8 protein-coding genes are annotated in these 12,182 nt (G+C 65.9%); 2 read left to right on the top strand and 6 right to left on the bottom strand.

What is annotated here, in order from left to right; translation table 11 throughout:
• The first annotated feature begins 14 nt into the window (after window positions 1-14).
• Window positions 15-803: an SDR family NAD(P)-dependent oxidoreductase gene (locus tag ACNUDN_RS14545; RefSeq protein ID WP_419122589.1), complete on the top strand. Its 789-nt coding sequence runs from the start codon at window positions 15-17 to the stop codon at window positions 801-803.
• A 111-nt stretch (window positions 804-914) separates the two neighbouring features.
• Here ACNUDN_RS14545 and ACNUDN_RS14540 read toward each other — a convergent pair whose 3' ends face one another.
• The 3 genes from ACNUDN_RS14540 to ACNUDN_RS14530 all read right to left on the bottom strand — a co-directional run bounded on the left by ACNUDN_RS14540 (window position 915) and on the right by ACNUDN_RS14530 (window position 5,988).
• Window positions 915-3,341 carry a PE-PPE domain-containing protein gene (locus ACNUDN_RS14540; RefSeq protein ID WP_419122588.1) on the bottom strand — a complete coding sequence of 809 codons (2,427 nt, stop codon included), beginning with the start codon at window positions 3,339-3,341 and terminating at the stop codon, window positions 915-917.
• A 352-nt stretch (window positions 3,342-3,693) separates the two neighbouring features.
• Complete coding sequence (locus ACNUDN_RS14535; RefSeq protein ID WP_419122587.1) at window positions 3,694-4,533, bottom strand: SDR family NAD(P)-dependent oxidoreductase; 840 nt, start codon at window positions 4,531-4,533, stop codon at window positions 3,694-3,696.
• 147 nt (window positions 4,534-4,680) lie between these two features.
• Complete coding sequence (locus ACNUDN_RS14530; RefSeq protein WP_419122586.1) at window positions 4,681-5,988, bottom strand: PE-PPE domain-containing protein; 1,308 nt, start codon at window positions 5,986-5,988, stop codon at window positions 4,681-4,683.
• Between the two features lie 1,048 nt (window positions 5,989-7,036).
• Here ACNUDN_RS14530 and ACNUDN_RS14525 point away from each other — a divergent pair.
• Window positions 7,037-8,353 (top strand): PE-PPE domain-containing protein, encoded by a 1,317-nt coding sequence (locus ACNUDN_RS14525; RefSeq protein ID WP_419122585.1) that lies wholly within the window; start codon window positions 7,037-7,039, stop codon window positions 8,351-8,353.
• Between the two features lie 30 nt (window positions 8,354-8,383).
• Here ACNUDN_RS14525 and ACNUDN_RS14520 read toward each other — a convergent pair whose 3' ends face one another.
• The 3 genes from ACNUDN_RS14520 to ACNUDN_RS14510 all read right to left on the bottom strand — a co-directional run bounded on the left by ACNUDN_RS14520 (window position 8,384) and on the right by ACNUDN_RS14510 (window position 12,179).
• Window positions 8,384-9,748: a cytochrome P450 gene (locus ACNUDN_RS14520; protein ID WP_419122584.1), complete on the bottom strand. Its 1,365-nt coding sequence runs from the start codon at window positions 9,746-9,748 to the stop codon at window positions 8,384-8,386.
• Between the two features lie 48 nt (window positions 9,749-9,796).
• On the bottom strand, window positions 9,797-11,281 hold the full coding sequence (locus ACNUDN_RS14515; protein WP_419122583.1) for a flavin-containing monooxygenase: 1,485 nt from the start codon (window positions 11,279-11,281) through the stop codon (window positions 9,797-9,799).
• 181 nt (window positions 11,282-11,462) lie between these two features.
• Complete coding sequence (locus ACNUDN_RS14510) at window positions 11,463-12,179, bottom strand: nitroreductase family protein (RefSeq protein WP_419122582.1); 717 nt, start codon at window positions 12,177-12,179, stop codon at window positions 11,463-11,465.
• Window positions 12,180-12,182: the final 3 nt, after the last annotated feature.

The raw sequence follows: 12,182 nt of genomic DNA, 5'->3' as shown, positions 1-12,182 counted from the left end.
CGTAGCCTCATCCCATGGATGTCAACGGCGCACATGTTCTGGTGACGGGAGCTTCCGGCGGTATCGGCCACGCCCTTGCGGCGGAGTTCGCCGCCCGCGGAGCGCGACTGACCCTCACGGGTCGACGGGCCGAGGTGCTCGACGAGATGGCGGCGCGTCTGGGCGCCGCAGTGTATGTCGGGGATCTCTCCGACCGCGATGAGGTGTCGCGGATGCTGGCCCGGGTCGAGGCGGTCGATGTGCTCATCGCCAATGCCGGAGTTCCGGCCTCGGGGCTGCTCGACGGGTATTCGGTAGCGCAGATCGACCGCGCGCTCGATGTCAACCTGCGCGCCCCGATCGTCATGGCCAAGGTGCTCGGGGAACAGATGGCCGCCCGCGGTTCGGGGCACCTGGTGTTCATGTCATCGCTGTCGGGCAAGTCGGCATCCGGGCATATGGCGTTGTACAACGCGACGAAGTTCGGATTGCGCGGCTTCGCGCTCGCGCTGCGCGAGGATCTACGCGCCCACGGCGTCGGGGTATCGACGATCTTCCCGGGCCCGGTGCGCGACGCAGGGATGATCGCCGACACCGACGTGAAAGTTCCCCGGGTGGGAACCCGCACGTCGCATCAGGTGGCGCGGGCGACGGTGAAGGCGGTTGAGGACAACCTCGCGGAGGTGACGGTGGCGCCGTGGCCGCTGCGTGTCAACACAATGCTGGGTGGCCTGCTCCCCGAGTTCACCGCCGCCGTGGCGCGGAGGACCGGAGGCAACAGGATTCTGGAGGCGCTGGGCGACGCGCAGGCAGCCAAGCGCTGACGCACCGGATCTGCGCAGAAACGCCGCGCGGAAACGCCGCCGGCCGGCGCAGATCGGGGCACCGCTGGCGGTGCGTCGATCCGGCCGGCCGGGAGCGCGATCTGAGTCAGATCAGGCGGCGTCCTTCTTGGAGTCCGAACCGCTGTCCTTGGAACCGCTGTCGGTCTTGGAACCGCCGTCGGTCTTGGAACCGCTGTCGGTCTTGGAACCGCCGTCCTTCTTGGAGCCCCAGCCGCTGTTCTTCTTCGACCCTGTCTCGGAATCCTTCGCACCGTCGGTCTCGGCGGTGGCCTGGTCCGACGATCCGCCGCGCTGCTTCGACGAGCCCCACGGCTTGAAGGGGTTGAAGCGCTTCTGTTCGCCCTTGTCCTTGACCGCGTCCTTCGAGGGATCCTGCTGCTCGGTCTCGGTCTCCGTCTCGGTCTCGTTGCCGGTCTCGGTCTCGTTGCCGGTCTCGGTCTCGGTTCCGGTGCCGGTCTCGGTCTCGGTGCCCGTGTCGGTGTCGGTTCCGGTCTCGGTTTCCGGCGTCTTCGCGTCGTCCCGGTCTGCCGAGAACAACGAGCGCGAGATGCTCTGCAGGCTCTCGGTCAGTGACGTGTTGTCTTGAGCCTCGTCGCCGTCCTCGGACTCGCTGCTGCTCGCGGCCAGCGCGTCCGTGGTCTCCTCCTCGGTGGACTCCAGCGGCGGCAGACCGGCCTTGGCGCGGTCGACTGCTTCCTGCGCGGCGGCGGGATCCTCGATCACGTTGGGGTAATCCCGGTTGTACGCGGAGTCGATGATCGGCTTCCACTTCGCCTGCAGTTCGTCTGCCAACCGGTTGAGGCCCATCTGACGCAGCCCGTAGAGGATCGGCAGATCCTGCGTGCGCATCAGCACGTAGGTGGTGTTGTTCTCCTGGAAGACCAGCTTGGGATCGTTCTCCAGGTCGACGTCGTCGTAGTACGGGTGCACCACGAAGTAACCCGCGGCAGCGTTGGCATACGCCAACAGGTTGAACTGGTCGGGCCAGTCGGCGGCGCCGTCATACTCGCGGGCGACGTCAAGCGTCGTGTACTTGGTGTCGTTGGGGGTGGCCCGCTCGATGTACCAGGCCGGCCGGGTGCCGCCGTACTTGCGGTTGGGGTTGCCGGTCAGGATGAAGTGCAGATTCTCGGCGTCAGGCGCACCCTCGACATCCGTCTTGCCCTCGGCCTGCGCCTTGGCGAGCGCCTTCGAGTAGTTGCTCAGCCAACGCGACGCGATGACCGAGCCCTCCGAGTACCCCAGGACCGTCGCGGGTCCGGCATCGGGGTCGGCCAGCAGCGCCGAGAGGTTCTTCAGGCCGTCCCGGATGCTGGCTTCCTGCAGCCAGCGGATGTAGTCGACGTTGTCGCAATCGCCCAGGCTGCCGTCACACACCGAGCCGTTGAGGATGCCGTCGATCGGATAGAGCTCGGTGCCCTTGACGGTGAGCACCCGGGCCGGCAGATCTCCGCCCAGCCCCGGCTGCAGCGGCGGAGTGGTGTCCGGCACCTCGGGGTAGACGCTGGGCTCCTCCAGCTCGATCTGCGGCATCGGGCCGCCCTTGAAGACCCAGTTGTAGTACGTCTGGATGTCGCGGCCGATGCGCTCCCAGGCCTCCGGGGTGTAGATCGACAGTGCCTTGACCGTGGGCGGCTTGGGAACCTCGGGGTGCGGGGCGACCCAGTCGTCGGTGAACTCCTGCCCGAAGTCGAGGTAGGTGTAGAAGTTGCCGAAGATGCTGATGACCGGCAGCGAGCTCTTCGGCCCCTTGACGCCCAGCAGCTGGCAGGGCAGGCAGTAGGTGCCCTCGACGAAGGGATTGAACGAGTTGTAAACCGACTTCCAGAACCGGTCGCTGGCCTCCATGCGGTCCAGCAGGTAGGTGCGCTCGGGTGCCCAACCCTCTTCGGGCTCCTTGGTCAACGCCTGCCAGAGGGCTTTGCCGGGTCCCCACGGATCGTAGGTGAGGGTCTGGTTCGACCACGGCATCTCGATCGACGGATCGAGGGTGTTGAACACCGGGCCGAACGCGTACTGGTAGCCGAACAGTGCCTCCCACGGCGGTGTGGTGAAGTACGCGGTGAAGTAGAACGGGTCGGCGCACGGTTGTGGTGTGCCGGTGCAGTTGGCCGTCATCGGGAAGTTGCGCGCCATGATGGCGTTGAGCTGGTCGGCCTGGGCCTGCGCCACCTCCGGTATCGGGGTGAACAGCTTGGTGAACCCGACGGCTTTCGCGTAGTCCATCTGATCCCAACCGAGGATGTTGGTCGGGGTGTAGAGCCACCAGTTGCCGGAGCCCTCGAGCGAGTCGGTCGCGGCGTTCAGGCCGGCGAGCTGATTCTTCTCCAGGTCCATCAGGATGCGGTACAGGTTGACCGGGATGTTCGCGATCGAGTTCGCCGCCAGCTGGACCGCCACATTGTCGAACTGGGCCTTGGCCTGTTCGGTCAGCGGCGTGACCGGTGTCGCGGCGATCAGGCCGGCGCCGACTAAAGCGGCACTGCCCATTGCCAGCGGTCGCAATCCTGGACGCATATTTCTGGCCTCTCCCAACTGATCAGCAGGTTTACTGATGAGAAAATTAATTCGGACTGAGGTTGCTGGGGGCCAGCAAAGTCCGGACTACGTGTTAACTCCCGACACTGTATATCACAGTATTGCAACACTGTGAGCTGAGTAATCGACGAATTTCGGATTGACGCAGGTGAACAATCATGAAGATCGGGAAGGTTTGCGGCGCGGGTAATGGCGACCGGGCGTCAACGGCTGCCGCCGCGCCCGGCCGCAAGGTTCGCTCGGCAACGTAAGAACTTCGCCACAGCGCGTCGATCGGCCGCTGACCACCGACGGCCGGACACCCGGGCCGGTGGTGCGCCTGGAATATCGTTCACGGCCGGACCTGCGTTACCGCACGGGTGCGCTTGAGCGACTCCCTGGCGATCCGCATCGACAGCGCGGGGGAAAGCCGCTCCAGGTACCAGAGCGCCTTCCACCACCGGGGAACCACGATCAACGCGTCTCCGCGCAGCACTGCACGCAGGGACTTGTCGGCGAATGCCTCCGGTGAGATCGGCCGAAGCTTCTCCCCGAGGGCCGCCATGTCCTGCGGGCTGGCGGTGGTGTTGTACCCGTACTTGCCGCCGGCGAGGATGGGGGTGCGCACCACGCCCGGACACAGCACCGACACCTGCACACCGTGTCGCTGCGCTTCAAGACGCAGAGTGTTGGACAACGCGACGACGGCGTGTTTGGTTGCCGAGTAACCCGCCTGGGCGGTCATGGTGATCAGTCCCGCCAGGGACGCGGTGTTGACGATGTGTCCGCGGCCCTGCCGGATCATCACCGGATAGGCGGCCTGGATGCCGTTGACGACGCCGCGCAGATTGACGTCGATGATGGTGTTCCAGTCGTCGATGGTGAAGCTGTCGATCTCACCGCCGATGCCGATGCCGGCGTTGTTGAACAGGTAGTCGAGCGCGCCTGATGTCTGCACGACCCGGTCGACCGCTGCTTCGAAGGCGGCGAAGTCGCGGACGTCCAATTCGATCGCGTGGGCGCTCGCACCACCGGCGCGCAATGTGGCGGCCAGTTCCTCTGCGACGTCGGCCTGGCGATCGGCGATCCACACGTCGCTGCCGAGGTCGGCCATCTTGGTCGCCAGGGCGGCTCCGATACCGGACGCGCCGCCGGTGATCAGCGCGACCTTGCCGCGAACGCTTGCAGACATCGTCGCAGCCTATCAACGGCCGAGGCTGCGCACCGACGTCAGCCAGCGGCGATGCCGGCAGCTGCGCGGGTCGCGGAACGCGGGTCGGCTACCGGGCGCTGCATCGTCGTCCCAAAGGGAAATCGTTGTCCTGGAACAACTTTGGGATCAAGCGGATCCAGTCTCGGTGCCGGAGTTCGAGCCGGATCCGGTGTCGGAGCCGCCGGCGTCGGAATCCCCGGCACCCGACGTGCCGCCGGATCCGGTGCCGCCGATCTGCAGCCGGTGTTGGGGGCCGCGCTCCTGATCCGGTGTATCGACCCCCGATGACGTCGGGTCGGCGTCCTCGTCGGAGCCGGCGTCGATCCCCTCGGCATCGGTGGTGGCGTCGGCCGCGTCGTCGGCCGGCACGAGCTCGCCGCCCTCCTCGGGTGAGGCGTCCTCGGGTGAGGCGTCCTCGGCGTCTCCTTCGGCATCCGGGTCGGTGGCCTCTACCAGATCGGTGCTTCCCGGTGCACCGGTGGTTTCTGCGAGTTCTCCCACGTGACTGTCCGGGATGGCAATGCCGTCCGGATCGGCCGTCCCGGAGGGCGCCTCAGTGCCGGCGGCGTCCTCCGGCGGGCCGGACTGCGGCGCGGATGCCGCGGTCGTTTCCAGCACAGCCTGCTGTGCCACCAAGGTCAGTCGGGAGGTCAATGCGTAATCCGGATCGGGGATCTCCACCGGCCTGGCGTAGGCCGCTTCGATCAGCGGTCGCAGCGTGGCGTCCCATTCCGCCAGTTGCTCGGGGGTGGCGAACCAGTCCATCCAGGAGAGCATCGGCAACAGGTCGGTGCGGAAATACAGCGTCGTGGCCCCGGTTTTCGGGTCCACGTAGACCGCATCGGGATTGTCCAGATCGAGCCCGTCGTAACCTTCCAGGTGGGTACTGAACGATGCGTTGATCATCGCGAGGAAGTTGAACCTGTTCACCGGTGAATCGGCGACGCTGTCGTACTGGCGGACCACGAACGTGACGTTCTGGAAGTCGTTGGTGGGTGGCAGGCCGCTCTGCAGGTTGTGACCCACCCGCCAACCGCCGTTGCCGGGCGTCTCCGGGGACCCCAGGAGCACGAACTCGATCCGGTGCGCCGGCAGCTCGTCGGCGTTCTCGCGCAACCACCCCAGTGCCGCATGCGTGCCCTTGGAGTAGGCGACGACGGTCTTACTGCCCGGTGTCGTCGCGATCCATCGCTCGAGCGCGCGCACACCGTCCGCGATGCCGATCAGGCCGGGCGAGGTGTCGTAACTGATCGCGCGGCACGGGCACAGCGACTGACCGTCCGAGGTGATGGTGGTGTACTTCGGCGCGGAATTGAACATCCCGGCCATCGTCGCGGTGGCCGCGACCGCCTGTGGGCTGGGCCCCACCAGGGCCGGAACCGCCATCATCGGCAATGCCGCGAGTGCCAGGGCGACTTTCTTGACCCGCTTCACCGCAGTTTTCCCCTTCGCTGAGTGACCGACAGCACGACTTCCGCCCGCACGGAGCTAATCGATGGAGAGCCTGTCCCGAGGTTGGGAGTGGCGACCGCGTCGTCTTCGCCCCCGCTCCGCCGCCGAAAGACAAGACCGCGGACCCCGGATCGTCGTTGAGATTACAACGATTGATCGCTGATGCTGACCTGAATGAGGATTCCGCCCGGACGAATTGTCTCTGCTGGCTAGGGACATTGCGACATGCGGGTTCAGAGCGACTCCGCGTTACGTTGCCAGAATAGCCGAGATCCGGTGATGTCCCGAGATTGAGCCGCGTGTCGCAGGTGTACGAACAGCGTTGAGCTCCATCGATAGGTCAATCATTTACGCAGCTGAAGCGTTGTTCGTTGCGATGCCCAGACCGGGGTAATTCGTCGGGGCACTGAAATTCGGCGTCTGTAAACACATTTTCAGCAACCCGCACAGTGATTGCTAAAATGTCATTCTGTGAACTTGCTGTTGATTTGCTGATATCGCTGGCGTGGTCGATTGTGACCGCTATCTCGTTTCATGGAGTGGGTAGGCCGGAAGAAAGCACGGTGGAACACCCGGAGATTCTCGGATTGCCGAAAGGTAAACGCGCCATTTCCAGTACCCGAGGACGGCGACGGGAGCAGACTGCATCGGCAAATCCGAGCCCCTCGTGCGGCAAAGCAACGTCTGTTCGCGTCCCGGGGCGGTTGGCGAGTCGACCCGGCCGGGCCCAACAGGCGGCATGGACGGCTCGTGGGACAACCAGGATCGGTGCCCTGCGTCGCCGCGGCGACCTCCGGGCGACGACGCCGGCGCGCTAATGGTTCCCTCAGCTGTCAGCAACTGACAAAGACGCCGGCGCCCGGCAGTTGGCGGCGAGCATACCTGGTCGATCTTGAATTGGGTATCACCGAAAAATTACGCGCTCTACCTGGGAACACGATGACCGTATCGCCAAAATCCGCGGGCCGCCCGGGTAGGCTACGGTCGGTGTCAGCACGTCCGCTACGGGCGCAACAGAGGGGTGGAGCAAATGGAATCGGGAACTGTCAGCAAGCCTCGCGCCGTCATCGCGCAAGCCGGCGTCGCGGCGGTGGCGGCGTCGCTGTCCTTGTTCGGCACCCCTGCCGCCCAGGCTCAGGCGGCGAACGCCGAGGTGGCGGACGCGCAGGTGGTGCTGCCGGGCCCGGCCACGGTGCTGTCCCTCGGTCTGGTGAGCGGGTCTGTGCACGACGACCTGCAGGGTGTCGTGTGCGCCTCCCCCAACACCTGCCAGGCGGTCAAGTACCCGCGATTCTTCTATCCCTCGGGCGCTGATCCGCTCGACGCGGCGATTCGCCAGACCGATGGCCTCAAGATCGTCTACGGGTACAGCCAGGGCGGTCAGGTGATCTCGGCGTGGATGCGCAAGTATGCCGCAGAGGCTGACGCTCCCCCGGCCGATGAGCTGGTGTTCGTGATCATCGGCAACGGTGACCGGCCACGGGGCGGCTCGAACGCGGCCTCGGGGTTCGCCACCCCGGAAACGCAGTACAAGGTGATCGACGTGGCGCGGCAGTACGACTTCGCCGCCGATTTCCCCGACAACCCGTTCAACCTGCTGGCGCTGGCCAACGCCATGGCCGGATTCTCCTCGGTGCACACCGATTACGAGGACGTGGACCTCTACGACCCCAACAACATCGTGTGGGTGGAGGGCAATACGACCTACGTGTTCGTGCCGACCGAGAAACTCCCCTTGCTCAATCCGCTGCGTTTCCTCGGCATGCACAGGCTCGCCGACCAGCTCAACGGCCCCCTCAAAGAGATCATCGAGCGCGCGTACAACCGCGACTATCTCCCGCGCCCGATCACCCCGCCCGCACCGCCGGTCGAGACCGCCGCATTGGTCGAGCAGGCCGACGGTGACGCCGAGGACGCGGTCGACCCGGAACCGGTCTCGGATCAGGCTGCAGGCTCGGCACCGGCCTCAGCCGATGCTGCCGGTGCGGAACCGGCCGGGGTGGCCCCGCTGGAAGATTCGGACCATCCCGGCTCCGGCACGGACGACGGTGTGGTTGACGACGGCACGGACGACGACGGTGATGAGCTCACGGACGGCGGCAGTGATGAGCTGACCGACGACGGTGATGAGCTCACGGACGGCGGCAGTGATGAGCTGACCGACGACGGTGATGAGCTGACCGACGACGGTGATGAGCTGACCGACAGTGGAGACACCGAAGACGGTGCGGGCGAGAGCGATTCGGATGACGGCCGGGTCACTTCAGGCGACTCCGACAACACCGACTCCGACAACACCGACTCCGGCGACACCAACTCCGGAGGCGCCGGCTCCGGCGACGATTAACCGGCGGTACGTCGACCCGGAGCAGCAGCGTCAGGCGGTGGTGTGATCGTGCGCCGGCGCGACTTCGGTGGTCCCGCGGTCGGTCCGTCGACGCACCAGCAGTCGGCCCCCGTGCCCCGGTGCGACCGTCACACCCCGGGTGTGGATTCGCTCATCGGGGGCGGTGGTGGGTTCGATCCGGAACTCCTTCAGAATCGTTCGCAGAGTGACTTCCATCTCCATGGTCGCGAAGGACGCCCCGATACAGCGCATCATGCCGCCGCCGAACGGGATCCACGCGAACGGGTTGGGCGCCTGACCGACGAACCGGTCGGGCTTGAACATTGCCGCGTCGGGGAAACTGTCCTCCGCCGCCATCGCCAACTGGGTGCTCGCCATCACAATGGTGTCCTCGGGAATCACCCACTCCCCCAAGCGAATCCGGGTCTTCGTCCGACGCAGCGCGGCGGTGAGCACCGGGCGGGTGCGCTGCACCTCGGCGAGCACGGCGAGCAGGTATTCGTTGCCGCCCGCGTCGACCTCCTCGGCCAGACGGGTCAACACCTCCGGATGCCGGCGGATGCGCTCGACGGCCCAGGACAACTGCGTCGACGTCGTCTCGTGTCCGGCGACGAGCTGGGTGAGCAGCTCATCGGCGATGTGCCGATCCGACAGCGGCTCGCCGTTTTCGTAGCGCGCCTGCAGCAGCAGCGACAGCACATCCGCGCGCTGGTCGAAGTTCGGGTCCGAGCGCGCCTCGCTCATCAGCGTGAAGATGATGTCGTCGACCTCGTGTTTGAACTGCGCGAAACGACCACCGGGACTCCATTTGCCGAAGTCCTTCTTCACGATGGTGGGCGCGAGCGCGAGCCGCGATCCGAAGTTCACCGCAGCGGGGATTAGGACGCGCAGTTTGTCCAGCGCCGGACCCTCGGCGCCGAAGATCGCCCGCAGGATGGTGTTGAGCGTGATGCGGGTCATCGGCTCCAGCGTCTCGAACTCGACACCCTCGGGCCAGTTCGAGATCTCGCGGCGCACCTCCTCCTCGGTGATCCGCTCGTAGGTGCGCATGCTCTTGCCGTGGAACGGGGGCAGCAGGATCTTCCGGCGCGCCTGCAGCGCTTCGCCTTCCAGGTTAAAGATCGAACCTTCGCCGAGCACCTCTTTGCCCAGGTTCTGCTTGGGGCGTCCGATCAGTTCCCGGCTGGTGCTGAACAGGTCCTTGACCAGTGTCGGGTCGCTGACCACGACGGCATTGCCGAGAGCGGGCAGGCGCAGGGTGAAGGACGGGCCGAACTTGCGGCCGAGCGCGGCGATCGACTGGTACCGCAACGTCAGCACCACGGCACCCTGCACGAGCTTCGGCCAGCGCGGTCCGGGCGGCAGCCGAACGTCGTCGGAGGTCTCCGTTGCCATGGTCCTACCCTTCGTGTCCTGGGGAGCTGAGATCGTCGATTAAGGGCGTCACGCCAAGGCGTAATCGCTGAGTGGAAAGGTGTCCTGTTCCTTGACTGCCTGACGGATCGACGTCGGGCGGAACAGCGGCGCCTCCCCATTGCTGTTGAACCAGTACGACCGGGAGTTCGCGCAGTCGCCGAGCCGGAAAACCGAGTCGTCCAGCAGGGTGAGCATCCGCTCCAGAAATCTGTCGTTGGCCTCTTCGGTGACCTCGAAGGTCTGGCTGCCGGTGCGCTGCAATTCGCCGAAAAGCCGGTTCATGTGGCGCATCTGGTACTCCACGGTGTCGAACCAGGACATACCGACCCACGCATAGGGGCTGGCCTGGGTGATCATGTTCGGGAACATCGGCACCGTCATGCCCTCGTAGGCCTGGAAGCGGTTCTCGCGCCACCACTTGCCGAGGTCGCGGCCGTCCCGGCCGATCACCTCGATCGCGGGCAGGTTTGACTCCCACACGTCGAACCCGGTCGCCAACACGAGGGTGTCGATGACACGTTTGGTGCCGTCCCTGCCGACGATGCCGTCGGGTTCGATCCGCTCGATCCCGCCGGTCTCCAGATGGACGTGCGGCTTGGTGAAGGTGCGGTAGTAGACATTGGACAGGGTCGGCCGCTTGCACCCGAAGTCGTAGTCCGGTGTCAGTTTGCGGCGCAGGTCCTTGTCTCGGATGGCCAGGAAGCGGTGCAGTGCGCCGATACGCGCGGCCGCCGTGTTGATGGGCCGCAGCTGCCGGAACTTCCACATCGCCAGCGTGGTCATGATGTCCATGAACACGTCGCTGGACAGGCGGACGAAGCGCTGAGTGGCCGGGAACCTGGCGAACAGGCGCTGGGTGCGCGGCCCGAACGACAGGTCGAACTTCGGCATCACCCAGATCGGTGTGCGCTGATAGACGGTCAGGTCGGCGACGTCCTCGGCCAGCTTGGGGATCAGTTGCACACCGGTCGACCCGGTCCCGATGATGGCCGCGCGCTTACCCCGCAGCGAATAGTCGTCGTCCCATTCCTGGGCGTGCAGCACCGTGCCGGCAAACGTGTCGATACCGGGGATGTCCGGTTTCTTGGGCTGGCACAGATAGCCGGTCGCCAGGACGAGGAACCGCGACCGCAGGGTCTGGCCGCCGGCCAGCGTGACCAGCCACCGCTGAGCCTCGTCGTCCCACCGCGCACCCTCGACGGTGGTGTTGAAGCGCATGTAGCGGCGCAGGTCGTACTTGTCGGCGACGTGCTCGGCATAGGTCTTGAGCTCGGCTCCCGGCGCGTACAGGCGGGACCAGTACGGGTTCGGCTCGAACCAATACGAATAGGTGGTGGACGGCACGTCAACCGTCAGGCCTGGGTAACGGTTGACGTGCCAGGTCCCGCCGAGGTCGTCCTCGCGGTCGAGAATGGCGATATCGCGGTAACCCAGCCGATTCAGCTGAATGGCCGCACCCATCCCACCGAAACCTGCGCCCACGATGACGGCGTCGTACTGCTGCGTGCTCACGCCGAGATCCTACTGATTGTTGCCTCGGTCTGTGTCATGCTGCCGACCGCCTCCTGAGCTCTCGTCGTTGTCGCCTGCGGGATCCCGCTGACCTCCCGCGATTTTGCTCGCAGGGGCAGGGACCGGCCGATACCCGCCCTGGTGGCGTTGCTGAATTCTGACACATGTGTCTCGCGACCGGTCAGTCGCCGGCCCGGCGCGGGCCGAACCAGGCGCGATTGCCGTAATGGTCCAGATGCACCACTTCATCCACCGGCCGGCGGGTGGTGGGGCCGTAACGGCCCCGTGGCCAGCCCAGCGGGACCACGCAGCACGGCGTCACCTCGGTGGGCAGCCGCAGAATCCGCCGGGCCGACGTCAAACTCCACAGTGGCAACGTGATCAGCGAGGCCCCCAGACCCATCGACCGCGCCGCCAGCAACAGGTTCTGCACGCTCGGATAGATCGAGCCGTAGAACGCCGAGGCCGCCGCGTGCGGCATCGGCACGTACGGCACCTTGCCCTCCCTGGCGGACAGTCGCAGGCAGGCGATGATCAGCACCGGGATCTCGTGGAAGTGCTCGAGCTGCCATTCGATGGCGCGCACGCTCTTGGCCATCTCCTCGTCATAGGACGCGATGTCGCGGATCGAGGTGCGATGGAACACCCGCCACGCCAGCCGGTAGCGGCGCTGCAGCCTGCGTTTGATCTTGGGATCCTTGACGACGATGAACTCCCAGTTCTGCCCGTTGGCCCCGGTCGGCGCGCGCAGCGCCAACTCCAGGCACTTGAGCACGATCTCGTCGTCGACCGGGTCGGGCAGCACCCGGCGGATGGCGCGCTGGGTCATCATCGCCTCCAGAAGCGGCATGTCCAACCGGGCCAGCGCCTCCGCCGTGGTCGGGATGGGTTCGGGCACGGT

The organism is Mycobacterium sp. smrl_JER01 (assembly GCF_048513595.2).
Taxonomy (GTDB): domain Bacteria; phylum Actinomycetota; class Actinomycetes; order Mycobacteriales; family Mycobacteriaceae; genus Mycobacterium.
This window is presented reverse-complemented; position numbering and strand designations above follow the sequence as displayed.

What these genes read in the sequence shown, in the direction of transcription:
- ACNUDN_RS14540 (WP_419122588.1), bottom strand. Translation starts at nt 3,341, where the DNA reads ATGCGTCCAGGATTGCGACCGCTGGCAATGGGCAGTGCCGCTTTAGTC.
- ACNUDN_RS14535 (WP_419122587.1), bottom strand. Translation starts at nt 4,533, where the DNA reads ATGTCTGCAAGCGTTCGCGGCAAGGTCGCGCTGATCACCGGCGGCGCG.
- ACNUDN_RS14525 (WP_419122585.1), top strand. Translation starts at nt 7,037, where the DNA reads ATGGAATCGGGAACTGTCAGCAAGCCTCGCGCCGTCATCGCGCAAGCC.
- ACNUDN_RS14545 (WP_419122589.1), top strand. Translation starts at nt 15, where the DNA reads ATGGATGTCAACGGCGCACATGTTCTGGTGACGGGAGCTTCCGGCGGT.
- ACNUDN_RS14520 (WP_419122584.1), bottom strand. Translation starts at nt 9,748, where the DNA reads ATGGCAACGGAGACCTCCGACGACGTTCGGCTGCCGCCCGGACCGCGC.